Source organism: Glaciecola sp. SC05 (assembly GCF_041380235.1).
Classification (GTDB): Bacteria; Pseudomonadota; Gammaproteobacteria; order Enterobacterales; family Alteromonadaceae; genus Glaciecola.
Genome location: NZ_JBGIYY010000005.1, coordinates 191,468 through 218,184, shown reverse-complemented (window position 1 = coordinate 218,184; position 26,717 = coordinate 191,468). Strand labels below are relative to the sequence as shown.

The 26,717-nt window shown below is 43.9% G+C and carries 19 protein-coding genes and 1 pseudogene; 7 read left to right on the top strand and 13 right to left on the bottom strand.

Annotated elements, in window-relative coordinates; genetic code table 11:
• The first annotated feature begins 73 nt into the window (after nt 1-73).
• The gene (locus AB9H30_RS06790; RefSeq protein WP_371193898.1) at nt 74-2,140 is read left to right on the top strand and encodes an EAL domain-containing protein; all 2,067 of its coding nucleotides are present in this window, start codon (nt 74-76) and stop codon (nt 2,138-2,140) included.
• Nucleotides 2,141-2,899: 759 nt separating this feature from the next.
• On the opposite strand, the gene istB is transcribed toward AB9H30_RS06790, so the two are convergent.
• Nucleotides 2,900-3,646 carry an IS21-like element helper ATPase IstB gene (gene istB, locus AB9H30_RS06785; RefSeq protein WP_371193897.1) on the bottom strand — a complete coding sequence of 249 codons (747 nt, stop codon included), beginning with the start codon at nt 3,644-3,646 and terminating at the stop codon, nt 2,900-2,902.
• A 9-nt stretch (nt 3,647-3,655) separates the two neighbouring features.
• Nucleotides 3,656-5,112 (bottom strand): annotated as a pseudogene (istA, locus tag AB9H30_RS06780) (IS21 family transposase).
• A 596-nt stretch (nt 5,113-5,708) separates the two neighbouring features.
• Between istA and bioA the strand changes: the two are divergent.
• Nucleotides 5,709-6,989, top strand: a complete 1,281-nt coding sequence (gene bioA, locus AB9H30_RS06775) for an adenosylmethionine--8-amino-7-oxononanoate transaminase (RefSeq protein ID WP_371193896.1) — start codon at nt 5,709-5,711, stop codon at nt 6,987-6,989.
• A gap of 89 nt (nt 6,990-7,078) precedes the next feature.
• Here bioA and AB9H30_RS06770 read toward each other — a convergent pair whose 3' ends face one another.
• The 5 genes from AB9H30_RS06770 to AB9H30_RS06750 all read right to left on the bottom strand — a co-directional run bounded on the left by AB9H30_RS06770 (nt 7,079) and on the right by AB9H30_RS06750 (nt 11,508).
• On the bottom strand, nt 7,079-8,437 hold the full coding sequence (locus AB9H30_RS06770; protein WP_371193895.1) for a sigma 54-interacting transcriptional regulator: 1,359 nt from the start codon (nt 8,435-8,437) through the stop codon (nt 7,079-7,081).
• 2 nt (nt 8,438-8,439) lie between these two features.
• Entirely contained in the window at nt 8,440-9,024 is a 585-nt protein-coding gene (locus AB9H30_RS06765; protein ID WP_371193894.1) for a hypothetical protein, read from the bottom strand.
• 3 nt (nt 9,025-9,027) lie between these two features.
• Nucleotides 9,028-10,503, bottom strand: coding sequence for a sensor histidine kinase (locus AB9H30_RS06760; RefSeq protein ID WP_371193893.1), 1,476 nt, complete (start codon nt 10,501-10,503; stop codon nt 9,028-9,030).
• A 66-nt stretch (nt 10,504-10,569) separates the two neighbouring features.
• Entirely contained in the window at nt 10,570-10,821 is a 252-nt protein-coding gene (locus tag AB9H30_RS06755) for a calcium-binding protein (RefSeq protein WP_371193892.1), read from the bottom strand.
• 255 nt (nt 10,822-11,076) lie between these two features.
• A complete protein-coding gene (locus tag AB9H30_RS06750) occupies nt 11,077-11,508 on the bottom strand; it encodes a hypothetical protein (protein ID WP_371193891.1) in 432 nt (143 codons plus the stop codon).
• A 122-nt stretch (nt 11,509-11,630) separates the two neighbouring features.
• Here AB9H30_RS06750 and asnS point away from each other — a divergent pair, with 122 nt between their 5' ends.
• From asnS to AB9H30_RS06725, 5 genes are all read left to right on the top strand, one after another.
• Nucleotides 11,631-13,028 carry an asparagine--tRNA ligase gene (asnS, locus tag AB9H30_RS06745; protein WP_371193890.1) on the top strand — a complete coding sequence of 466 codons (1,398 nt, stop codon included), beginning with the start codon at nt 11,631-11,633 and terminating at the stop codon, nt 13,026-13,028.
• Between the two features lie 200 nt (nt 13,029-13,228).
• The gene (locus AB9H30_RS06740; RefSeq protein WP_371193889.1) at nt 13,229-14,398 is read left to right on the top strand and encodes an efflux RND transporter periplasmic adaptor subunit; all 1,170 of its coding nucleotides are present in this window, start codon (nt 13,229-13,231) and stop codon (nt 14,396-14,398) included.
• An 11-nt stretch (nt 14,399-14,409) separates the two neighbouring features.
• Nucleotides 14,410-17,586: an efflux RND transporter permease subunit gene (locus tag AB9H30_RS06735; protein WP_371193888.1), complete on the top strand. Its 3,177-nt coding sequence runs from the start codon at nt 14,410-14,412 to the stop codon at nt 17,584-17,586.
• A gap of 376 nt (nt 17,587-17,962) precedes the next feature.
• Nucleotides 17,963-19,078: a chemotaxis-specific protein-glutamate methyltransferase CheB gene (gene cheB, locus AB9H30_RS06730; protein ID WP_371193887.1), complete on the top strand. Its 1,116-nt coding sequence runs from the start codon at nt 17,963-17,965 to the stop codon at nt 19,076-19,078.
• A gap of 25 nt (nt 19,079-19,103) precedes the next feature.
• Complete coding sequence (locus AB9H30_RS06725; RefSeq protein WP_371193886.1) at nt 19,104-20,330, top strand: threonine/serine exporter ThrE family protein; 1,227 nt, start codon at nt 19,104-19,106, stop codon at nt 20,328-20,330.
• A gap of 15 nt (nt 20,331-20,345) precedes the next feature.
• Here the strand turns inward: AB9H30_RS06725 and AB9H30_RS06720 are convergent, their stop codons facing one another.
• From AB9H30_RS06720 to AB9H30_RS06695, 6 genes are all read right to left on the bottom strand, one after another.
• Nucleotides 20,346-21,485 (bottom strand): GGDEF domain-containing protein, encoded by a 1,140-nt coding sequence (locus AB9H30_RS06720; protein WP_371193885.1) that lies wholly within the window; start codon nt 21,483-21,485, stop codon nt 20,346-20,348.
• Nucleotides 21,486-21,783: 298 nt separating this feature from the next.
• Nucleotides 21,784-22,956: a DUF1501 domain-containing protein gene (locus AB9H30_RS06715; protein WP_371193884.1), complete on the bottom strand. Its 1,173-nt coding sequence runs from the start codon at nt 22,954-22,956 to the stop codon at nt 21,784-21,786.
• A 2-nt stretch (nt 22,957-22,958) separates the two neighbouring features.
• Nucleotides 22,959-24,305: a DUF1800 family protein gene (locus tag AB9H30_RS06710; RefSeq protein ID WP_371193883.1), complete on the bottom strand. Its 1,347-nt coding sequence runs from the start codon at nt 24,303-24,305 to the stop codon at nt 22,959-22,961.
• A 197-nt stretch (nt 24,306-24,502) separates the two neighbouring features.
• Complete coding sequence (locus AB9H30_RS06705) at nt 24,503-24,655, bottom strand: hypothetical protein (protein ID WP_371193882.1); 153 nt, start codon at nt 24,653-24,655, stop codon at nt 24,503-24,505.
• Nucleotides 24,656-24,818: 163 nt separating this feature from the next.
• Complete coding sequence (locus tag AB9H30_RS06700) at nt 24,819-25,724, bottom strand: ABC transporter ATP-binding protein (protein ID WP_371193881.1); 906 nt, start codon at nt 25,722-25,724, stop codon at nt 24,819-24,821.
• Nucleotides 25,721-26,530 carry an ABC transporter permease subunit gene (locus tag AB9H30_RS06695; RefSeq protein WP_371193880.1) on the bottom strand — a complete coding sequence of 270 codons (810 nt, stop codon included), beginning with the start codon at nt 26,528-26,530 and terminating at the stop codon, nt 25,721-25,723. The genes AB9H30_RS06700 and AB9H30_RS06695 overlap by 4 nt, the downstream gene beginning before the upstream one ends.
• Between the last annotated feature and the right edge of the window lie 187 nt (nt 26,531-26,717).

Below are 26,717 nucleotides of genomic sequence, written 5' to 3'. Positions count from 1 at the left end.
TCGTATGCAAAAGCATTGAAGAATACATAATAATTGTCGATACAAAGGGGATATTCAAAAAAAGGGGTAAATAGTGAATAATAAAATACATTTACGGGCTGTTTACTCTCTTGTCTTACTAGCAATGAGCATTTTACTTGCGTACTTTTCAGGAGCCTTGGATCGACAGATCGACTTACTAAAAAGCGAAAAAGTACCTAATATCGATTATGTAAACGATGGCAAAAATACTGCTTCCATAAAGAAATCAACAGACCATATTGGTGTTTCGTGTGTGGTTGTTGAAGAGAAATCGGATACATTTTGTGGTGCGACCTTTTGGACAAGCACTGTATTAAAAGAAGGTTGGGATATTACAAATTTCGATCGACTAGAAATTGGTATTAGCGTTGCCAATGAATTTGACAATCGACAAGTAAAACTTACGTTTAAAAATTACAACGAAAAATACTCAAAATCTGAAGATGTTGTTTCCCAAAAGTTCAATAGTGTGACTGCAACACTTGACAAAAACAAGCACATTTATAGTTTTCCATTAGAGTTTTTTAGGGTAGAAAGTTGGTGGATAAATCAATACAACGTTCACTATAATGATGCGCAAACTGACCTATCAAATGTGCAATCGTTAGATGTTATTTACAATAATTTAGACAAAATCGGTAACTACGAGTTAATTGTTTATCAAGCCAAGCTGCATGGAAAGTGGCTAAGCCTAACCCATGTTATGAGCATCGTTATTCTGATAATGTTTATTTCAATTGTTATTTTAATCAACCGCCAAATTGAAAACCAACGGCAACTGTCGTTTATGGATCCTTTGACAGGGCTTGCTAACCGAAGAGGAATGCAAGCTTGGGTTGACGAACTTAATTGTTCACAGAGCGCTTTAAAAAAAGCATCTTTGTTGTACATGGACATTGATGACTTCAAGCATATCAATGACAAATATGGCCATCTTATTGGCGACATATTACTTAAAACCTTCTGTAAGCTTGTGCAAGTTGCCATAAATGACTCAACAATAGGCGATAAAAACCTAAAATTTACCCGTCTATCTGGCGACGAATTCGCAATAATGTTGGTCAATCAAGACCCAATCATAACAAAACAGCTAGCTGAGTCTATTTTTAAACAACTTACCGCGCCAGTGCACTTAGATGGTCACTCTATCAATATTTCTGTCAGCATGGGCGTATCGAATGACATTCTTCACTCTGCAGATTTAAAAATACTATTTGGCAAAGCCGATGCCGCTATGTATTACGCCAAAAGGCGAGGTAAAAATAGTTTTAAAGAGTATGACGCGAATGTTGAGAGTGAACAAATGAGTCACAAACGAATTGCCGACGAACTCATCCAACAAATAGAAAGCGATGCACTTAAACTCAAGTTTTTACCTATTTACAATACGCTAAATAAACATGTAGAAAGCGTAGAAGTTGTATTTACTAGTGATTCAGAACTACTCAAGCATCAAGATACACAAACGCTCTACAAAATAGCCCAAGAGCACAAATTACTAGACGCGGTTGATGCGTGGACAATAAATGCTACTTTAAGCATGCTAAAGAACAATTATGATGCAATTGCGCAATTAGGTGTAAAGTTTTGTGTTAACGTCACTACCCTCGAAGTAGCAAATTCTAGTTTTGTCGAAAACTTGGCTAAACAACTCAATTATTATCGTATACCCGCAACATGGATTGGTATTGAAGTGAGCGAAAGCGCCGCGTCAAAAGACTATGAAAATAGTTGCAAAGATTTAAAAATACTTAGAGATATGGAAATTACGCTTACTTTAGATGAATTTGGTGTGAGCGCTACATCTCTCAACCACTTGGTACATTACCCAGTGGATACATTGAAAATACATCAAAGTTTTATACAAAACCTAAGCAGTAATAACGAGCAATCATCTATTGTAGTCGAGTCTGTTATCTCGCTCGCCAAAACTTGTAAACTCAAAATAATTGCTGAAGGAGTAAATAACCTCGATCAATTTTATTGCTTAGAAAAATTAGGCTGTGACATGATTCAAGGCCTTATATTTTGCGATCCTCTTAGCATAGAAGAGTTGCTGAAAGCCTTGAAAAGTCAAACCATGTTTAGTACGTACGCTTCTAAATCAATAGCGCAGTAAAAGGCTCGTTGATTATTCCCGAATTTGATCGGTTTTGTGATCAAATCAGATTGATTTACGAGTCTGTTATACACAATCGCGACGGCAAAGTGGCAGACTAATCCGATTTACCCGTTGTACTAAACCAACTTTTTCTAAATATCGAGCAATGCGATGGCTGATACTTGTCCGCGTGTGGACGGCTGCGTGCGCTCATCCTGTTGAATTATGATACCGCTCGGAAAAAATGCCATCCGCGTCCGACCCCGCTCCCCCTGCCCTTGCACTGCATGCAAAAATGAACTGCTCTCGCTTACTTCAGCATTTTGCTAGGGTGGGTGGGATCGCAGTTTTTTCAACTTTTTTTGCCAGTGATTGAGGTCGAAAAGGTGAAAGCCTGGCAATTCTGGCAATTCTGTTTTGGTCAATGGAGAGTATAAGTAAAACTAACGCTATACGCTACCCTTCGTTACAGCTGGCTTTTATTTTGGCTAGATGTTCGTTGCGAAGATGATTTAGGCATTTTGGCTAATTGAACAGTTTTCATTGTATGGTCTTTTCAAGTCTTTGGTATAGCAATAATGGAATTTGAGCGCATGTTGCCCTACCATTTCAGAATCTATTTCTTAGTATCTTATTTTGCTTATTGTCTACGCCCCAAAGTTGAAGTCGCGCTGTTCATCAGGTGGTGCACGTGCGTATTAACATCAGGAAGATCGCTGAATAACATTCATGGAGATCGCTTACTCCCTAATCAACAGGACCTTGGTTAAGGTACTTTTATTGATCTGCATGAGTCAATGATTTTGTCACTTTTCGCATCGACTCCCCTTCCAATTCCATTTTAATCGAGCGATGAACTAATCGGTCAAGGATGGCATCGGCATGTGTCGATTCACCGATCATTTCATACCATTTTTCAATAGGCAGTTGGCTTATGATGAGGATTGAGCGATGGTCATATCGTCCATCAATAAGATCGAGTAAGTCGCTACGCTGATTGGCGTTTAATGGCTCTAGGCCCCAATCATCGATAATGAGTAAGTCAGCTTTTATCAGTTTGCTCACCAGTTTTTGGTAACTTCCCTCAGCTTGAGCCAGATACATTTGTTCCAGTAGTCCTTTCAACCGGAAGTACAATACGCTTTTGCCTTGCCTGCAATATTCTGCACCAAGGGCGCAAGCAATAAAGGTTTTCCCACAACCGGTCGCGCCGGTGATCACCAGATTGTGTGCATGATGAAGCCAATCACTTTGGCTCAGGGTTCTGATTTGTGCTTTATCTATATTGCGGTTGGCTTTGTAATGAATATCCGCGAGCATGGCCTTTTGCCTGAATTTGGCCTCCCGAGTCAGTCGTTCAATGCGTCGTTGCTCGCGCTGTGTCAGCTCATGCGCAAGCAGTAATTGCAGGCGCTCTGTAAAGCTTAACTCTGCGTAGATATTGGCCTGAACAAGCTGTTGCTTGAGAGCATCTCTCATGCCCGCCAGCTTTAGTTGATTCAGTTGTAGCGTAATGTCTTGCATAATGTTCCCTTAGTGATAGTAATCGTTACCACGGATATTTGAATGTTCAATTAACGATAATAAGTCAGGTTGTTGCTCTGGCATTGCCGTTTTATCCAGTCCGTTTTTGAGTATAGGTTCAGCAATCCTAAGCAAGAGCGAAACGCTTGCTCAGGATGCTTGCGACTAGCGAGATTCTCTTGCACTAGCATTAATGTATGTGGTCCGATATTTTTAGCCCAATGTTCGAAGCGCTGGGCTGACCATTGTTGTTTTTGGTGAGCCTTAGGCATATGGGCGTCTTGGGTGGAATGTCGACCTGCTTGGTAAGCGCGAGCATGAGTCGCGACCGTATTCCCCTCATGCTTTAAGATAACAAGTTGACCGGTGATGTTCGCTTCAAGCTGTTTTCTAACAAGACTATAAGGCACAGAGTAATAGTGTTTTTCAATCTCAACGTGATAGTCGATATTGACGCGCACATGTTTGATATACGTATATTGATATGCACACTCCGGTAGGGGCTGTAAGGCAGGTCTATCAATACGTTGGAATAAGGATGTCCGCGATTCACCGTACTGCTTCATGACTTTATGATTCATCCACGTCACTAGTTCGCTAATGCGTTGGTTCAGTTGCCTTAGGCTGAAGAAGGTTTCTTTGCGTATTCTTGCCATTATCCAGCGCTCGACAATTTGCACGCCGACCTCGGCTTTCGATTTGTCCTTTGGCTTATAGGGTCTGGCAGGAATGATGACCGTACCATAGTGTTCCGATAGCTGATGGTAGGTAGGGTTTACATCAGGCTCATAGCGGCAGCTCTTATGGACCCCGCTTCTGAGATTATCCGGAATGACCACCTCAGGTACACCGCCTAGAAACTCAAAACAGCGGACATGACTCATTATCCAGTCTTCTAACTGCTGTGACCAGGTGGCCTCGGCATAGGTATAATTACTGGCACCCATCACCGCAACAAACACTTGGGCGCTACGACATTCGCCTGTTTCAGGGTTCACGATTGTCATCGTGGGGCCGCAATAATCAACAAACAGCTTCTCACCCGCATGATGTGTTTGTCGCATTGATAAACGTAAACTGACGCTCCACTGCCGATACATTCGACAATAATGATTGTAACTGTAATAGCCCGCAGGGTGATCATCTACATACTCTTCCCATAAGAGCTGCAAGGTCATATATTTGCGGGTTTTAAGCTCCTCTTGCACTTTTTGCCAGTTGGGTAAGCTGTGCTTTTTGAGCGGTGCTTTGGTTTTCAAGAATGTATTTTTTAGTGCAACGTCATCCCACTTATCTGCTAATGGCCACGACGTTATACCCATGTTAGCGGCTCGAGCAGCATAGCGTGAAACCGCCGAAGGCGAGATGGATAAACTTTTGGCAATTTGCCGATGTGTCAGTTTTTGTCCGTATTTAAGCCGGAGAATATCTTTCAGTTTTTTCATAGTAATAGGTACTGTCGACATGATTACTCTCGTCACATTTAAAAAAGACAGAGTAAAGGTTAAACACACCTATTGACTAGAAAGTAAGCAATTCAATAACATCGATGCAGATCGCTAAATAACATTTAGCATCGAAATTGATCTCGATGGATGTTATTCGCTGATCTAAGTTGATGTTATTACTTGATCTCGATGGATGTTATTTTGCGATCTAAGCTGATGAAAATATGCAGCTGTATCGCCAGTACTTCCTTCATCCTTGAATAGTGGCATTCAAGGATGTCAAACAAGCGCTTAGAAAACGACTGAACTATGAGCCTGATTTTGGGAGGTGAGGTACTGCCGTTATATCTTGAATGACCGCTTCCAAGAACGGTAACTCAAAATTTGGCAATGACTCCTAATCGAGGGCTTTGTCGACATTTGGTATAGTGAAAAGAAATCTAAAAGTATCAAACATTACGACTTTGTTTTTTTAAGTAACCCGTCGATTGTTACTATACTAAATAGTGGTAGTACACTTTATTATAGCCGTACACGTTTTCAGGCTTTTTTACCAAGCCATTGTCGAAAATTGTCCCGTGCAAACATTATTTCGCTAACCTATAGGCTATATCTTGAATAATTTAGAATTTGACAGACAGCATATCTGGCATCCATATACCTCCGCGCTGGACCCACTTCCTTGCTATGAAGTAACCGGTGCAAGTGGCGCAGAACTGCGCCTCAGTAGCAAAGAGGTACTGGTAGATGGTATGTCATCATGGTGGGCGGCTATTCATGGCTACAATCACCCCGTGATTAATCAGGCAGCCCATGCACAAATCGACAAATTTGCCCATGTGATGTTTGGCGGCATCACTCATCAGCCCGCTATCGACTTATGCAAAACCCTGCTGAATATTGTGCCTCAGGGGCTCAGCCGAATATTTTTGGCCGACTCAGGTTCGGTATCTATCGAAATTGCTATTAAAATGGCCATACAGTATTGGGCCAGCCAAGGGCGTACCGAAAAGTCAAAGTTACTGACGCCCAGAGGGGGCTACCACGGAGATACGTTTGCGGCAATGTCAGTATCCGATCCAACGAACACTATGCATGGCTCATTTCGTAAAACGCTGATTGAGCATTTCTTTGCCCCTGCCCCCCAAATTGGCTTTGATAATGCTTGGCACCCAGACGAAATTGCCCCTATGCGAGACATCTTAGAGCAACACCACCATCAGATTGCGGCATTGATATTAGAACCAATTTTGCAGGCCGCTGGCGGGATGCGTTTATATCACCCTGAATATCTCAAGCAATGCCGCCTACTCTGCGATGAATTTGATGTACTGTTGATTTGCGACGAAATTGCCACAGGTTTTGGCCGAACCGGTGAATTATTTGCTTGTAACCATGCCCAAATTAGCCCCGATATTTTATGCCTAGGCAAGGCACTTACTGGCGGCTACATAAGCATGGCAGCAACAATTTGCACCGAACAAGTTGCCGTAGGAGTGTGCGAAGGTGAGCCAGGAGTATTTATGCACGGCCCAACCTTTATGGGTAACCCTTTAGGCTGCGCTGTGGCAAATGCCAGTATCGAATTGCTGCTAAACAGCGATTGGCAAGGCAATGTCAAACGTATAGAAACCCGACTTAAACACAACCTTATGCCCCTAGCCAAACTTGATAGTGTCGAAAATGTAAGATGCTTAGGAGCGATTGCTGTTGCGCAGATGAAATCGTCGGTCAATGTTGCTCTGTTTCAAAAAGACTGTATCAGTCAGGGCGCATGGATTCGACCATTTGGTAAGCTGATTTATCTGATGCCGCCGTATATTTGCAGCGACCAGCAAATCGACTGCCTGACTCAGGCGATTGAATATGCCATCACAAAAGGCTGTGCCAGATAAATCCTGCACTGACGATACAACACACCAAAAGAGTATGAGATATCCAGCACAACAGCGCTTAAGCAATGCTAGACGACTTGCCATTTTTATTAAGCGTCAGCGGCTCTAAAATCTGCAGCATTCAGGCCATGTTTTTTCATCAACTTATGCATGTCGGTGCGGTTTCGTCCTGCCATATCAGACGCACGGGTAACGTTACCATCGGTCAACTGCAGTAAGCGACATAAGTAGCGATACTCAAATGAATCACGGGCTTCAGTCAAAGTTGGCCAATACTCCGTTTCTTGGGAGAGTGACTGTTCAACCAAAGAAGCAGGAATAATCTTAGAGTTAGTAAGGGCCACACAGCGTTCAACGACGTTAACCAATTGACGCACATTTCCTGGCCAATCGGCTTTAGTTAGCATGTTCATAGCGTCGTCGGCAAATTTACGCACGTTTATAGAATGCTTTTTAGCACTTTCTTTTAACAGGTAATCTGCCAATAAGGGAATGTCTTCAAAGCGGTCTTTGAGCTTTGGAATATCAAGGTTAACAACGTTTAAGCGATAATATAGATCTTCTCTGAACTCGTTGTCTTGCATGGCGTCCTGCAAGTCTTTATGGGTGGCAGAAATGAGTCTAACGTCAACATCGATAGAGGTGGTGCTGCCAACCGGTCGAATCGAACGCTCTTGCAATGCCCGCAGTAATTTAACCTGCAGACTCATCGGCATATCGCCAATTTCGTCTAAAAACAGTGTGCCGCCATCAGCCTCTCTGAACAAACCAGGGTTGGCCTGAACAGCGCCAGTGAATGCACCTTTAGCGTGACCAAACAATTCAGATTCAAGCAAATTTTCAGGTAAAGCACCGCAGTTAATCGCAACAAACGGCTTATTAGCACGGTTGGATGCTTTGTGAATCGCTTTGGCTAGCAGCTCTTTACCGGTGCCGCTAGCGCCGTTAATCAATACACTGACGTTTTTATCTGCAATCTGCTCGGCTTGTTTGAGCAGTTTAATCATATCGGGTGAACGCGTGATGATTTCAGAGCACCAGTCTCCCAATTCGCTCTTACTGGTTTGTTCAATCGCCTTCAATAAAATACGGCGCAGTTCATCATGATCAACCGGTTTGGTGAGAAAGCTAAACACACCGCGCTGAGTCGCCTCGACCGCATCTTTAATGGTGCCGTGAGCGGTCATTAATATCACCGGTAAATCTCGGTGCTGTTGTAATATTTCATCGAATAACGACAGGCCATCCATACCCGGCATGCGCAAATCGCTGAGCACAACATCGAAATCGTTATTGAACATTAACCTCAGCGCTTGGGTACCGTTATCAACGCTAGTCACTTCAAAACCCTCGGCCTCTAAACGAATAGACATCAAGCGCAGTAGACTCTCATCATCGTCTACTAATAATAATCGTGGGGTTTTAGGATCTTGTAAATCTACGGTCAAGACTAATTGCTCCTTTTTTCATCTGACATATTAGCTTCAATTTGTAAGAGTTGCTGAACTTGTTCACGCTGTTTTTGAATCTCATTGGTGCGAGTGTTAACGGTTTCTTGAAGTTCAGAAATCGATTTTTCTTGGCGTGTATTAACTTGACTTAATATGCTGATTGCAGACTCTAACTCAAGCATTTGTTGAGACGGCTCTTCAATCATTAATTGCAGTACTTGAGCCATTTTATTGTCCATACCCGATTTTAACTCAGTAAGCCACTTTTGTGCACGCAATCGATTTATATAGGGCGTATCTATGCCTTGACTCAACAGTACTTTCTGTAGTTTTTGTTTAGGCTCACTGCCTAAACTTTTGACACTTGCGTTACGTTCGGTCCATGTGACTTGGTCGGCGTCGATAATAAATTCGCTCCACGCACGCAAATGACAAAATTCTTCGTAGGTTTCTAAGGCAGAATCAGTTTCGCACAAGTAGGTTCCCGTAGAGGTTTCAATAGGGGCCTGCGAGCCAAAATTGTTTTGCAACAATTGACATCCCGATAAGCTGAGCAACATTACTGCTATACATACGACTCTCATGCCTTAATCACTCCTGGGCAATCTTACTCTAAAACAAACATCAGCCTCATTAGCATCGATAATTGTCACATCACCATTTAATAAACGTGCACAGTCAGCAACAATAGAAAGGCCCAGTCCTGCTCCCATCACTTTATCGTTACGTTTGTCTACACCCCGTTTAAATGGCTCAAATATTTCAGCTCTTAAGACTTCAGTAATTGGCTTACCGTCATTTAACACATCAATAATAATAAACTGGTTGTTTTGTGACACTTTGATGTTTATTTCACTGTCAGTTTTTGCATAGGCAATAGCGTTAGAAACTAAGTTGTCAAGTATCCGCCGAAGCAGTTCAGCATCACTATGCACCTGAATGTTGGCAGCAATGTGCGTTTTGATGCTCTGCAGATTTTGCGACAACAATAATCGGTATTCTTGTACACAGTCTTCAATCACTTCGGTAATATCGAGCGGCTCAAATGTAGGCTCTGCCTGTTGTAACAGCGCATTGTAGTCGAGTAACTTCACAACCAACAAATTCAGTCTTTCGGTAGAGGCATTGAGCAAACCAACCACCTCTGTTTGTCCTGGAGATAGCTTCCCGACCACTTCATTTTCAAGGATGGCGCAACCTTCTTTAATACTCGCCAGGGGCGTCTTTAACTCGTGTGAAGCATGGCGCAGCAAAGCCGTTCGCACCTTTTCTAACTGCTGTAAACGGTCGTTTAACCAAAATAAATCTTTTTCAACCGCCTTTAATTCTCGCGGCGCAGAATCAGAGCGTGGCGGTAATTTATGGCTAGAGGTCGCAATTGCTTTGATAATAAGCTGTAATTGTCGTACCGGTTTTACGATCAATTGCGCAGCAACGAGTATTAACGCAAGGGATAAAAGCACCAAGAAAGCAGTTGACCAACCCTGTCGTTTTTGAATATTGTCTAGATGGCTTTGCTGCTGAGAGATTCTTACGCCCACCGCGCCATTGACCTGCTCTTTAATGAGCTCTACAGATTGCGCAAATCTTGCCAAATGAGCATTAACGACGAGCTGGTCGTTGAACTCTGCATATCCTCTCAGCTTGGCAATATGGCCCTCAATGACCGAACATTCCGACAAGCCACCTAATATATTGCATAAAAACGCTAGTTTGTCTTCAAACCTGACAATCGCGAAATCAGCCAGTTCATCTAGCTGCGGATTAGGCAACACTTGATATTGTTTTATAAGCCTTTCGACATCTTCCCCAATCAACTCTAAATCTCTGAGTTCACTGGCAACCGACACAAAAAATTGCGTGTTAACAGTAGTAATGTAGCTAACGTCATCAAAATCTTGCTGACTCTGCCACAACAAGGCTATAAGCGGAATTAAGGCCACCATATAGCTACCAAGGACTAACTGACGTAGTGAGCGTATCTGCACTTTATTTACCGACTGGTATTTCCCTATTGCTAGCATTGCACAGCCAAGAAGATCCATCAACTTAATATCGCTCAAAAGAAAAAGGGGACGCCTGCCACTCGCAAAGCAAAACGCCCCACTAAAACTGAAACGAACGCCAGCTTACTCCTTTAAAAATGAACTAGTGAGCATTTCATCCATGCTCACATAACCATCTTCGTTTATGTCTACTGTCGTAAAATTTTCTAAAAGCCTAGCGTTGCCCGCTGCTTCACGCAGCGAAATTAGACCGTCTTGATTTTTATCAAGATTAACAAACATACTCTCTTGGGCGTTGACTTTAGCAAGGCCCATAATGGCTTGTAAGACGATGACACTCATCCCAACAATCATTATTTTTTTGTACATTCTCATGATCATTTCCTTTCAAGGTATCTAGGACTAAATTCAGGCTTATCAGCTCGATAAATTGAGTATAGCGAATACTGTGCCAACTGAACTTTAATCATACTTAACAATGACTTAACTTAATCATAAGAAACAATGTATAGGATAAACGTTGCACAAAAGCGACAGTGCTATCGCAGAATCAATTCAACTTGCTAGTATTTGCGCTGAGCGGCTTGTTTACGGTGGATCAGAGGCTTGTAGCTAATAAGACACAGCGGTTTACAGAAACAGGTAAAGCACCAGTAGACTAAGCACCGAGATGCCAAACAGGATAAGTAAATTAACACCAAAGAAGTCGGTTTTACGGCGGTTGCGCCTAGTGCGCATAATTATTGATACTAAACTCAATACTAAACAGCCCTGTAGCAGCAACAGTAACTGTTGTAAATGCGGTTGTGACCAAAACTCGCGACCATCAATCCCCCAAAACACCTGCACCCCCGCAATAAATTCAGGACGCGCATAATGAAACACTACTAGCGAGATCACGAGCAGTATCCATGCAATGACGTTTAGACCAACCACAAGGCGATAAAAGAGGTCTTGAGAACGACTAGTGTGGCGACGCTCAACAAGCACCTTTGTTCTATGTGAAGGCATTTTGAGCTCATCTATCGCACTTTCGTTGGACTTTTGTTTTTTATTTAGCATATTGTGCTTTGACTAGTGGAATCCTCACTTTGGTTCAGTATACTAGGGCCCGCTAATATTTTAAACGAACATGATTTAATACCAGTGAGAGCATAACATGCTCCCATCAATTGGAGACCTTTATGACCAACGCCCCAGTCGCCGATGTTTTGGCTGGCAAACACGACATAGGCAACAGCATCCAAGTTCAGGGATGGTTGCGCACAAAACGTGATTCTAAAGCAGGATTATCATTCCTTGCAGTGCATGATGGCAGCTGTTTTGACCCCATCCAAGTGGTCGCTATGAATTCACTGGCAAATTATAGTGAAATAGTAAAACTCACTACCGGTTGCTCGATTAAGGCCACTGGCACTATAAAGCAATCTGAAGGTGCTGGACAAGCTATCGAAATAGAAGCGAGCAGCGTTGAAATCGTAGGCTGGGTCGAAAACCCTGACACCTACCCTATGGCCGCAAAGCGTCACAGTATAGAGTACTTGCGTGAGCATGCACATTTGAGACCACGTACCAACATTATTGGTGCCGTTACTCGTGTCAGAAACTGCTTGTCGCAAGCCGTACATCGCTTTTTCCATGAGCAAGGTTACTGCTGGATCAGTACGCCGATATTAACTGCTGCTGATACTGAAGGTGCCGGCGAGATGTTTCGAGTCTCTACATTAGACATGATGAACGTTCCGATGAACGACCAAGGTCAGGTAGATTACACTCAAGATTTTTTTGGTAAAGAAACCTTCTTAACCGTATCGGGTCAATTAAACGTTGAGACTTACTGCACAGCAATGTCAAAAGTATATACTTTTGGGCCAACTTTCCGTGCAGAAAACTCCAATACCAGCCGTCACCTCGCTGAATTTTGGATGATTGAACCTGAAGTTGCCTTTGCCGACTTATCTACCATTGCACAACTTGCAGAAGACTTACTTAAATACGTATTTGACGCAGTCTTAAAAGAACGCCCCGACGACATGGCATTCTTCGAGCAGCGCGTAAACAAAGACGTTATTTCGCGTATGCAGGCGGTTATCGATTCTGACTTTGTGAGAATGGACTACACCGACGCGATTGAAATTTTACAAAAATGCGGTCGTGAATTTGAGTTCCCTGTCGAGTGGGGTGTGGATTTGTCATCAGAGCATGAGCGTTACATTGCTGAAGAGCATGTTGGCGCGCCGGTGATTATGCAAAATTACCCTAAAGATATTAAAGCATTTTACATGCGCATTAACGATGATGAAAAAACCGTCGCCGCAATGGACGTGCTTGCTCCAGGGATTGGCGAAATTATCGGTGGCTCGCAGCGCGAAGAGCGTCTTGACGTATTCGACCGCCGTTTAGCTGAAATGGATTTAAGCGCCGAAGATTATGCATGGTACAGAGATTTGCGCCGCTATGGCACCGTTCCTCATGCGGGTTTTGGTCTTGGTTTTGAACGTTTAGTGGCGTATGTCACGGGCGTACAAAATGTCAGAGACGTCATTCCCTTCCCAAGAACACCGGGCAATGCAAATTACTAAGATTTGAGCAAATAGCGTAAATCGTTAGTCAAAAAGACCACTTCACCGAGTGGTCTTTTTTTTCGCCAAAATAAAAATTAAACGCAAACCCATGCTGCATATAGCTTTGCAAGCAATTTGCATATTTCGTTACATTTGGCACATACCTTGTAAACAACTCTCCTATAAAGTGTCAGCATATCCACTAAGGACAGAGCACCATGAAAAGCAACACAAAACGAATCGTGATCAATACTATCGGCTTTTTCGCCATCATTGGTTTAGCATTTGGTATCAGTACTGGTATTCAAGCCACCGCTAAAGATGTAAAAGAAAAAGAAGCAAAAGACACGCGCCCCACTGTAAGTATTCAAACCATGTATCCAGAAACTCATAATGTCGAAATATCGAGCTTTGGCGAAGTCCAGCCTCTTGAAACTACCGTGCTTGCCGCTCAGGTAAATGGTGAGGTGCTTAGTTGGAACCCGCAGTTCGTGCAAGGCGGAGTAGTTAAACGGGGTGAGGTATTATTTACTATCGAAGCCGACGCCTATGAAGCTGCGGTACTGCAGGCACAAGCTCAAGTATCCTTAGCCGAAGCGGCGCTCACCGAAGAACTTGCCCGACAAAACGTCGCGCAACGCGAAGCACGGAACTTACCCAATAGCCAAGTATCTGATTTATATCTACGCAAACCTCAAGTGTTAAGTGCACAAGCTCAATTAAAGTCAGCACAAGCTTCTTTGCGTATCGCTAATCGTAACTTAGCTAAAACTCAAGTAACGGCGCCCTACGATGCATTAGTGATGTCTCGTGAAATAGGCTCGGGGCAATATGTCAGCGCCGGCATGCGAGTTGCTTCACTTAGCAATATTGAAAGCGCTGAAATTATTGTGCCTATTGCTGGCTTTGACCGCCCGTTTTTGCTCGATGACATGAACGGCAATGAAGCGGTAGTCACCACCAAAGACCGAGCGCCTATTGTGCGCGCTGGATTTGTATCTAGAGATTTGGGTGTCTTAGACGAAGCCACGCGAATGCTGCATTTAGTAATAAGAATTGATGATCCATATAGCTTAAATAGCGACGCCCCCACGCTAAAATTTGGTTCTTATGTAGAAGTCGCAATTAAAGGCAAGCAACTTTCAAATGTATTTAAAGTACCTCAGTCACTCGTAAACAACCGTAAGATTTGGTTGTTAGATAGTAATGAGCAGTTACAGTCTCACCCTGTCGAAGTAGTTCGCGAAGAAGGCAGCTTCTTTTATATATCTAGCGGCATCAGTGCCGATGACAGATTAGTCAAGGATTTACCTGAATATCCACAAAATGGCATGCAGGTAAAAGTAAAAATGCCTGACCAAGCCCTTATCTCCTACCATAGAAACTAAGGGGAAACGTCATGGAAACTCAACACACTCAAGCATCCACTACTGAATCCCAAAGCATGCCCACCGGGCTAATTGCTTACTTTGCGCAAAACCCCGTAGCCGCCAATCTGCTTATGGCTTTTATTATTATAATGGGCGTTATTAGCTACATCACTATCCAAAAACAAATGTTTCCGAATATAGAAATTAACTATATTACGGCAGATGTTTCATACCCCGGGGCCTCGCCCAAAGAAATTGAAGAAAACATTATCATCAAGATTGAAGAAGCCATCACCGATGTCACCGAAATCAAAAAATCGGTAGGACGTTCATATCGCGGCGGTGGTCGCGTGACTATGGAGATCCACCCCACTGAACATTTGCCCGATGTGCTCGATAAAATTAAAGCTAAAGTAGACGGTATCGCAACTTTTCCAGCTTCGATGGAGCCCATTACTGTTCAACAAATCGAATGGCAGCAGCAGGTGGTCGAACTGACCATTGCAGGCGACTTACCGCTTACTGAGCTTAAGCCTATCGCGATGCAAATTGAAGAAGAGTTACTGCAGTTAAGCAATGTGCAAATAGCCAGTACCGGAGCACCCGATGCTGAAATTGGCATTGAAGTACAGCCTGAGATGCTGCGCAAATACAATCTGACCATTAACGATATTACCTTAGCGATTCGTCGCTATTCAGCCAACTTTTCAGCGGGTCAAATAAGAAGTGACAGCGGCATGATTGCAGTGCGCGTTGAAAATCAGTTCTACAATGGCGACGAATTTAGAGATATCCCTATCAAAGTCGGCGCGGGCGGCGCAAAAGTACTGCTCAAAGATGTGGCGACAATTACCGATGAATTTACCGAAGGCGAGCGCTATTTTAAATACAATGGTAAAAACGCCATTTACGCAAGTGTAAGCGCTACTAGCACGCAAAACATGCTGCCTGTGGCCGCCTCAGTTAAGGCTTATGTTGAGGAGCGCAACAAAACCTTGCCCGACGGCGTCAGCCTCGAAATCTTGGTGGATATGACTTACTACTTAAACGGCCGCCTCGACATGATGTTGACCAACATGCTGCAAGGCGCGGTGCTTGTATTCTTAATGCTGGCCCTGTTTTTGCGCATAAAACTGGCTTTTTGGGTCATGATTGGCTTACCGGTATGTTTTTTAGGCGCATTGATGGTCATGCCCTTTGTTGGTATTACTATCAACATTATTTCTTTGTTCGCCTTTATTATGGTCTTGGGGATTGTGGTAGATGACGCCATTGTAATAGGCGAAAGTGCCTATACCGAAATTGAAGCCAATGGCGGTGGTGCGCGGAACGTTATCATTGGCGCCAAACGCGTCGCCACCCCAGCTACCTTTGGGGTACTCACTACTATCGCGGTGTTTGCACCCTTTGTATTTACCACCGGTCCGATGGGCGACTTTTTTATCAATATTGCCGGAGTGGCAATATTGTGTTTAATATTTTCATTGATTGAATCTAAACTGATCTTGCCTGCTCACATTGCCCATTCGACTTTTAAACCTTTAAAAGAGAATGGCTGGCGCTCTCGTTTTAACAAAGCATATTTTGGCTTTATTGAAGGTCCTTATAAACGCTTTGTTACCGCTTGTACTAAATACCGTTGGTTAGTATTTGCAGGCTTTTTCGGCATGCTGGTGATTAGCTTTGGATTAATCTCAGCTGATTACGTGCGCGTAGTGCCTGAACCTAAAGTGCCTCACGATTTCCCAAGCATTAACATTGAAATGAGCGAAACGGTTGCCGATGAGGTCACCATCGAAGCACTAAAAACCATAGAGCGTGTGGTGCTTGATGTTGATAAGCAAATTGCTGAAGAATATGGCACTGGCATGGTCCGTGACATTCTAGTTTGGAACAACGGCCGCACTGAAGGCCGCATCATGGCTCCCCTTGTAGATGAAGATTTACGCCATTTTGACACCTTTGAGCTTGCACGTCGCTGGCGAGAAGCGATGCCTGAAATTGCCGGTATGAAGTCTTTTACCGTACAAGATGACGTCAATGGCGGCGGCGGTGAGGGTGAGTTTGGATATATGCTATTTGGCTCAGATATCGCGACCCTGAATGCTGCAGGCCGCTTAATGATTGAGCAACTGCAAAGCGAAAAAGGTGTCTTTGACATCAGCTCGACCATCGATCCAGACAGCAAAGAAGTGCAGCTTCAGTTAAAGCCGGTGGCATACGACTTAGGCTTAGATTTAACTACCATTGCGGCTCAAGTTGGCGCCAGTTTTTACGGCGGCGAAGCACAGCGAGTATTGCGCGACGGTGAGGAAGTACGCGTAATGGTGCGTTATCCTAAGCTGACTCGCGAACGCTTTGCAGAACTCAAATACGCCGTGATCAGCACCCCAACTGGACAAGAAGTGATGCTAGGTGACGTTGTTGACCTATATGAAGTACCAGGTATTAGCTATATACGCCGTGAAGGTGGTTACCGAAGTGTCTACATTTGGGGTTCTATTGACGAAGAGCTTATTGAGCCAAATCAGGTTGTCGAGAATATAAAAGAGAATATACTTCCTGCATTAAAAGAAGCCTTTCCTTCGGTTAAAACAGAACTCGGCGGACAAATAGAAGAGCAGCAGGCTCAGCAATCGGAGCAAATCATGTTTTTTGCCGCTGGTTTAGTATTGGTCTATATATTATTGGCCGTGCCGCTTAAAAGCTATGCTCAACCCTTAATCATTATGTCGGTTATCCCCTTCAGTTTTACTGGGGCAATCTGGGGGCATTTTTTCTTCGGCATGGACATCAGTATGTTTTCGTCGTTTGGTCTGATTGCAGCCGCTGGGGTGGTTATCAACGACTCACTGGTGATGACCGACTTTGTGAATCAGCGCAGAGCTCAAGGCTATAGTATTAAAGACGCCGTAATTGATGCCGGTTGCTCTCGCTTTAGAGCCATTACCTTAACCTCAATTACCACATTTGCTGGGGTGCTACCAATAATGTTTGAAACAAGTCTGCAGGCTGGCTTTGTTATTCCAATGGCGGTAGCTCTTGGCTTTGCTGTACTTTACGCGACGATAGTCACGCTAATTTTGGTGCCGTGCTTGTATTTGATGATGTCAGATATTGGCGGCCTGTTGATGACTTTTTGGAGATTTATCAAACGCGTTTTTAAACGCTCAGAAAAGTTAAGTTCAAGCACTTATACTAGCTAATCTGAACTCTGGATAGCTAAGCTCTATCATCGAAATCCAGCCTACTGAGGGATCCACAACCTTGGTAGGCTGATGCTTAAGTTCACTGTTCATCTCCCCTGCTAGATTCCACCGTATATAGCTTTTATTCGTCTGAATCGCGCTAAATCACTGCGCATAAACGGTATTCCAATGACCTTAATTTTTGCAACGATGATCAGTAATGCCAGCCGTTGGCGAAGATAAGTGATTGGCGCGAGCAAAAAAGATCGAAAATAGCCTGCATTTACGCTAACTTTTTGGCCAAAAATACCGATGATATAGATAAGCAATGATATAGATAAGCAAAGTGCAGATAAAACGTTTTAAACACCCCACGCTTTGATAAAAGGACAAGATGCAAAGTAAAAGCCCCATAAGAGTTTTGGTAGTAGATGACTCATCTTTGATGCGCAGTCACATTTGTTCAGTGCTGATTGAAAACGGCATGATTACCGATACTGCGAACAACGGGCAAGAATGCTTAGATAAAATAGAACGCTTTCGCCCCGATGTGATCACCCTTGATATCAATATGCCAGTAATGGACGGGATTGAGTGCTTAAGACGAATCATGTACAAGCATCCAATGCCGGTAGTGATGGTTTCATCACTCACACAAAAAAATGCAGCAGAGACCTTAACGGCGCTTGATATCGGCGCGGTGGACTATGTAGCAAAGCCCGACGGGTCTGTATCGCTTAAGCTCAATCGCGACAAATACATGCTGGTTAGCAAAGTCATTAATGCAAGTAAAATCACAATGCGCTCAAACGCTCAAGCATCGAGTCAGCGCGACCTTGCTAAACCTCGCGAGCCCATCACAGCGCGCCATGTAGCTGTTCCAGACACCGCATTTAGCTCATCAAACAATGTAACACCGCTACAAAGACTCGCAGCATCTGCTTTTGACGCGGTGATAATTGGCGTATCTACTGGTGGCCCGAGCGCCCTGCAAGAAATCATTCCGAAATTGCCGGCTAACTTTCCCTATCCTATAGTGATTGCTCAACATATGCCCGCTCGCTTTACAGCGGTATTCGCTGAGCGCTTAGACAAAATATCTGCGGTCACGGTTAAAGAAATCAATGCACCAAAAACGCTTAAACCAGGCGTGGTCTATATCGCTCAAGGCGATGCCAATGTCGAAATGTACGCTCAAGGCAATCAACTAGGCGCAAGGCCTGACAATAAAGAAAGCCCGCACATTTGGCGTCCTAGCATAACCAAATTAGTTGAGTCAGCGCTGAAAGTAGCGCCTGCAAAACGGCTGTGTTTTGTGCAACTTACTGGTATGGGCAACGATGGTGCGCAGGCCATGGCGAGCGCCCATGCGCAAGGTGCGACAACCATTGCTGAGTCAGAACAAACCGCAGCTGTATACGGAATGCCAAAAGAACTTGTAAAATTGGGCGGAGCGAGTATGGTGCTGCCTAATTACGACATAGCCCAAGCATTATTGGCATTAAAATAGTCATTTTGCACGCACTGGAAAACAAGTGGACACCCAAGAATTTATTAAAATCCGCCGATTTATCGTCAAACTCGGCAAGATGCTGCACAAGTACGGAACACCCGCGTTCAGACTAGAAGCCCACCTACTAGAAGTGGCAACATACCTGGGTGTGAACTCAAGCTTTATTTCAACGCCGACTTCATTAACCTTTGTGATCTGGAGTGACTTTCACGAAGATGAGTATAATCATGCCGCGAGAGTGCAGCCCGGCGATATCGATTTAGGCTCATTATCGCGTACCGATGAACTGGTTAATCGATTGCTAAAAGGCGAGCTAACCTTGGTCGAGGCCGACGTTGAATTAACTCGAATTGACGGTCTTCCAAACTTTTATCATCCTGCGGTAGAGTTTTTTGCTTTTGGTTTGTCCACCGGCTCTTTTGCATTGGTCATGGGCTCTAGCTTTGATGATGCCGTGGCTGCCGCGGCAATTGGCTTGATCATGTATCTAATTTATTTTTGGTCGACAAAGAGTAAACGTGTTGCGCTTATGCAAGAGCCATTAGTTGCGCTTGTAGCCGGTGTCTGTGCCTGTGCTATTAGTAGCCTATTTGACCCCGACATTAATATCCGCTTAGTTGTGCTCTCTGCGATCATTATTTTCATTCCGGGGCTCGCACTTACTATTGGTTTGGCGGAACTTTCATCGCGCAATTTGATGTCGGGAACGGCCCGGGTCATGGATGCATTGATGCAGCTATTTAAACTCTACTTTGGTGCGTTTTTGGGGATTGCAATTGGCATATGGTTGTTTAGTGAGGTCGAACTAGTGCCCACAAAAGCTGCCCCTAAGTATGCTGTTTGGATTGCAGTACTTACCCTATGTTCGGCCCTAGTGGTCATTTTTAAACTGAGAATTAAGCATGCTCCATGGGCAATTATGTGCGGATTCATTGGCTATTTTGGTACCTATTGGGCATCAAAATACTTAGAGTTTGGCTTAGGAACCTTTGTTGGCGCATTTGCGGTTGGCATCTTTGCAAATATATTTACTAAATTGGCCAATGCACCAGCAAGTATCGTGCTAATGCAAGGCCTTATTGTGTTGGTACCGGGTTCAAAAACCTACATAAGTCTGAACTCGTTTGTGTCTGGAAAAGACTTCATGCAAACCGAACACATTGGCCAAGAAACCTTTGTTATCTTTATGTCTTTAGTTGCAGGACTAATATTTGCTAACGTGGTTATGCCTACCAAAAAAGCGCTTTGATCTTATACCTTCAAATTAGCTTGCGCTGCTAAGATCGAGACTGGTAAAGCACTGATTACGGCCATTAGATTTGGCTCTATACAAGGCTTCATCAGCTCGTTGCAGCCAGTCGTAGTTGCTTTCAGCTTCGGTGTATTGGGCAATCCCTGCAGAGGTAGTAATCGTCAGCTCCGGCAAATGCCACTGGGTTTGCTCAATCGCCGCCGCCAGCTTTTTTGCAAGTTTCTTGGCTTCAAACAACTGCGTATTTTCAAGCACTAGCACAAATTCTTCTCCACCCAAACGGTAAAAACTATCGGACTCACGAACATGATCCATCATAAGAGCTGAAAACTGTCGCAGTACTTCGTCACCGCAAGCATGGCCAAAGCTGTCGTTTACCCGCTTAAAATAGTCAATGTCAAAGATAATCAACGAGCATACGTTTTCTGGAGTACGTTTTATGCGGTTGACAATTTCTATAAGCTTTTCTTCCAGCCTACGTCGATTACCTGCACCGGTTAACGGATCGATAGTTGCCAATTGCTTTAAAAACAGAGCTTGGGTGCGCATACGCTTTGAAAAGGCAAAAGAAAACAAAAATGTAGCGCCTGCCGAAATGCTAAAGGTGAGCAGTAGCAAAAAGCTGACTTGTGTCCAGATCATGCCAATCACTAAAAACAAAAACAGCAGAGTAATAATGGCCGCAATGCTAGGACTTAATAAGAAGAAACTTGTGGTCAGCGCAGGATAAACCCAAAGTACGTTTTGCGCGCCTTTAAGGTAAATAGTAGCGGTCATGGCAAATAGCGTAATAACGGCCAAGCCGACCCTTGCAACTTCGACACGTTTGGTGATTAAAAGATGTAAAAATAACAACAGAGTAGCTGCAAATACCGCACTGTTCATAATAGCAATAGACCAATCTTGTTGGAGTATTCTCAATACTGCAAAAGGCAATAAACCTAAGGTAATTCCACCGCTGATGACGACCAATACAATATAATCAGAACTGCGACTGTCTGTACTTTGTTGATGTTTAATAATATCACTCCAAAAATGTACATCAACAATGGGATAGCCGATGCTTTGTGCTAACTGCCGATTATTAAATCGACCGCTTATTGCGAGTGTTTTTGATATTTTGGTGGTGTTAAAGGTAACGTCAATAACCATTTTGTTATTAACCTAGCAGGCTATTTTTATTATTTTGTCTGCCTTATGAGGCGAGTGTAGCTTGTGTTCTTAAAAAGTAACAGCGTATTTCAATTATTTATGTTTATTATTTGTACAAGCACTTTGCTATTTTTATTGAGGCCTCTAGCTTATGCAACAAATGCACGTAAACATTCACCCGTATTTTCATCTAAGGTTTAACATCAAATGATGCGCATTTGTCTGAGCGGTTTATAAGAAGTCAGGCGAACAGTCAGTATTTAAGTAAGACAGGCCAATATTACAAATATGGCCACGATTACATAAAGCTAATATCAGGAAATATTTCAGCAAGCTGCCGTTTGTTCAAACTCCAATGTGCCTTTAACGCCTTGCCAATCCACTCGCGAGTATCTGAGGTCGGCATTAAGTCCCTGCCCTCATATAATTGATCTTTGCCTAAGCCCGGCCAACTACCATGAACCTGTTTGTTTGCAACACCTGCACTCGCAAAGTCAGGGGCATTGCTTGCCAGTGCGCCACCGGCTAAAAACATCGACGCCCCAGTTCCGTGATCGCTGCCAGAGGTGCCATTTATTGCAACCGTGCGGCCAAATTCAGTGGTTACCACCACTAGAGTGTCTTTCCAGCGTTCTCCTAGACTTTCCCGCAGCGCCAACAAGCCTGCGTCTAGTTCTCTAAACTTGCGAGAGAGCCTGCCCTGCATGTTGTTATGGGTATCCCATCCATTTAGCTCTAACATAGCGCATGATATGTTGGCTTGTTGAGCCATTAACTGCCCGCAACTTTTGGCTAACAGCGCAAAATTAGTGCGTCGTTTTTGCTCCATGCCCTGTGTGGCAGTCAATTGCATCTTAGCCAAGTCAAGCCACTCTCCCATCTGCTCATCGTTGCTATACAAGGATGTCAAACGTGCAAGTAAGTCGTCATCCGGCTCGTTAAAAGCAGTCGGGTACCATGTTTGAACGGTATTATCTTCGCCCCTCAATGCAATTGGGACTGCACGCGCAAGCGCAAGTCCATCTCCTGAATAAGCGTTTAAGGCCCTAGCCAACCAGCCGTTTTCATGTTCCGTTTGATTGAGGCCAGACTCTAACTGGTCTTGAGCCTCAAAATGTGAGCGTTCTCTATACCCAGTAGCAACGGCAACGATAGGGCTAAGCTGACCTTCGCCATATAGTTGATGCAGGTAGGGTAAATCTGGGTGAAGTGAAAAAGATTGGTTTAAAGGCAGCAATGCGTCTTCGATGGGCTTCACTATTGCGCCTCTTATGGCAGCAAAATCAGGATCAGCCACTGGCATAATGGTGTGCAACGGATCGAGTCCTCCACGCAACATTACCCACACTAAGGGTTTTTTGGTCGACTCGCTGAGCAATTTGGCTGTTGCAAAGACACTTGGGGATTGCATTAACACCCAAGCGGCTCCTGCTCCTTTGATAAAGTCGCGGCGGTTTATATACTTGCTCATAGCTATCTCCTTTGAAACTCAGGGCTCATTAATAACAAGGTAATAGCCTGCCGCTGACTCTCAGCTCGCGCAATTTGCGTGCGTGTATGTTCATTTAAAAACCCTCCGAGCAAAGCTGGAGCAAGCATCAAAGAATCTGCCGAGACCTGTTTGGCGAAATGTTCTGACCATTCAATGCGACTCATCAGGGCTTGCGGCCCAGACCAAGCGCTTGCATCGTCAGCATAGCCCGCGGGCGAACCTGCATTAAATAGGCCTTGTCCCAACACCTCCAGTAATTGGTAAATACTTGGTCGAGGAGACATTACCGAACACCCACGGCAAGCCGAAATCACAAAATCACGAGGCGTCTTTAGTTTTTGCTGCGTCATTTGCCAGCTTTGTGGGTGATCAATCATGGCGTTCATCACGCTAGGAATGTGCCCCTGGCTACTTAAAAATGCAGCGCTCATTGCATCTACTAAACCTTGGTCGGGCTGGTCTGCGATAAAGTGTTTAGCTAGCTTATGACTAATATGTTTTGCCGTTTGTGGATGATTGGCTAAATCGTTCAAAATCCCCAAACCTTGGGCTTCTCCTTGGCTTTTATTAATCTGTGCATAACGTTTATTGAGAATGGTGCGCCGGCCAGGCTCATGGGCGTTATGCCTAAACACAAAACCTGCAGATTCATCTTTTTCGGGGTTGCCAATACTCCAACCACTTAGTGCCTTGGCAAGCTCAATCACATCTTGTTGGGTGTAACCGCCATTAACGCCTAAGGTATGCAGTTCGAGAACCTCCCGCCCCAAATTTTCATTTAGGCCTGCTTTTTTTCGGCGCCGAGCGACTTTGCTATTCGGCCCTACTGAACGCTCATTATTTAAATACACAATCATCGCGGGATGACTCACCACCTGTTTGAGCATCTGCGCAAAATAACCATGTAAATTGGGTGCTATTGCTTCAGCTTCTAAAGTGGGAGCAAGCGCTAAAGATGACAAGTTTGCGCGGCTGACTGAAAAATGATTTGAAAAAAAATCGAGCAACCTCGCCTGCAAAGGCCTGTTGGTGCTAAAGCTCTGTTGAACGCTCTGCTCTGCCATCGCACGGGCTTTCATCACAATAGTTCTGCGGGCCTTGCTAACTTCGCCTTGGTCAAGCCCTGAACCTTTACGAAAGGTGTTAAATGCGTACACGTCTGTAATAGCTTGTTGACTCGACCATGCTGGTTTTGGCAGCGGATAAGGCTCGAGCAATTGCTGCTTTAGCCAAGACACGGGCGTAATAGTGTTAAGAGATTGTAGATCCCTGTCATTCGCACCATAGCCAAATCTGTTGGCGGCAATAAAGTGAGCATCACTAATCATGTTTGTCTACTCTTTGACCACTGAAGTCGCATTACTTGCGACAATTGTGTCAGTCTAATCGTAATACCGAGTATATTTTGAAGTGCAAATAAGACAAGAAACTTTGCGTTTTCTTTACAATTACTAAATGACCTTATGAGACTGCTCAGCCAAACTTAGTCCAACTGCTCAGTCTCTAAGGAATATACGGTTAAAAATCAGCGACGAAAAGCAGGAAAAGGCACCGGCTGAGTAAAACCTCTGTCGGCATGGCGAATAGGGCCTTTTGGTGCTTGCCAATAAGACTTGCTCTGAGCGCGAACTACACCGCCACTTACTGCTGCTATTTGTTTGTTATTTAGATCATCCATGATATTTCTCCAATAGTTTTATGATTTAAAAATTATGCTTCGGCACTCACTTAACACTCAAGCACCGAAGACCCACACATATTAGCAAATCAAAAAAACCTGAAAACTGTCCGATGGATGGGAATATTACATAAGCAAAACATTGAAATATCCATAGTCCCGATCAATTTTTATGGAATATTTGATTTTCTAATGTATGACCATTGATAAGCTGCCTATATTGCCAATTATGCGCATGACAGCACTCTAGTAACAGAATATCAAAGGCCGACTCACAAGCATCAAATTCCACCACGTATTCTTTTGCTTGGCTCATATACACTTTTATGACGCTAGGCAAAGCCTGCAGGGTTTCTTCAACATTTGGGTAGCTTTGGCTCAACTGCAAAGTAATAAAACGCTTATCGTCTTGAGATTGGCTTTGCGCGCTATGCTCAGAAAGAATGCCTTGATCGAGGTGTAAGACTTGGCCACACAACCTTTCTAATTCAGTTAAGTCATGGGAACTGAGAATGAATGTCGTCTCGCTGCTGAGCGAGCTCACCAGCTCTCTTATTGCACGCGCATGAATCGGATCGAGCCCCGCTGTGGCTTCGTCGAGCATGACTATTTTCGGCTCACCAATGAGCGCTTGTGCAATAGCAACCCGTTTACGCATGCCATGAGACAAGTCCGTAGGGTTTTGCTTGGCCGCTGCGCTTAAGTCAACTAACTCTAAAACACGCTCACTTTCTTGCTTGGCCTTGGCCTTACTTAAGCCTTGCAGGCGTCCGTAAAAGCTTAGTTGATGAATAATACTAAAGCGTGGATCAAACTGCGCATCTTGAGGCAATGCCGCGAGTTGCCCAAACAGCTTTGAACTACCTGGTGCATGACCTAATATGGACAACTCTCCGGCACTCGGAAATATATATCCGCAAAGCAAGCTAAATAAAGTGGTTTTGCCCGCACCGTTGGGGCCAACTAATGCAACAGGAGCGCCTTTACTGATTTCAAAATTCACCTTATTTAGCGCTAATTTACTGCCAAACTGTTTACTGAGGCCAGAGGCGCTGATTAAAGTCGTCATAGTGCGCTCCTTGCGAATATGCGTTGAGCCAATAGTAGCAAAACGGCAGTTTGTGCTAGGGGCAGTCCAATAGCGAGAATAGCCTCAGCATTCTGCCCTGCCATTTGATCGAGCTGATAACCCGGAAAAATAAAACTTAGCATACCTAATGCTGGAATTTGCCAACTCAAAATTCCCACAATAATATTTCCTCCCGCAAAAAACAAAATTGCAAAAACAAAGGCTAAGCGTGCCGAGTTTGCAAAGGTGTTTATTAAGCTCATTAAGGCTATGAATGGCATCACCGACACAATCAAATATCCAAATAACAAGAGGCTGTGAGGCAATGCAGTTGCCAATAACGCGGGATCGCGATAGGTCAATATTGCTAAGGTAGCGCTCAAGGTCAGCATTAATAAGATTGCCAATATCAAGACTTGCCCAATAAAACGTCCAATTAGTAATTCAGCGCGAGTCGCTCTTAGGCTTAAAAATCGTAAGGTTCCTCGCTGTTTATCGCCAACGATTTGGTCGCCACATAAAAACAAACAAAAAATAGGAAAGCTATAAAGCGCAATTAACCAGTAAACAGCGAGTTCAGCGGCCAGCCAACTCAACAGCTTGCTCAACCCTATCGCACCAAATACACTATCGAAGAACCCAGCAAAGTCAGGTGAATTGAGCAATGACACCGACCCTGCAATGGGGTATCGCAGGATCAACAACCAACAAATAGAAAATGTGATAACCGCAAGCAAGCCTCGTTTGGTGAGAAACAATCTGACCAATTCAAATGATGCGATGTTTGCTAATCGTTTTAGGTGCAACGTTAAGACTCCTTGAGTTTGGCAATTACTTGGATTTGGCAATATTTTGCAAACACAAACCGCCTTTTGATAAGTAGGGTATTAGTTTAAATGACGTAAAGCTATAGCATCAAGCTCAGGGCTTTGATTAAAATCTGCGAACAATTGCAATTCGTCCCTAAGCTCAACATAAAAGCGCGCTTTGTCA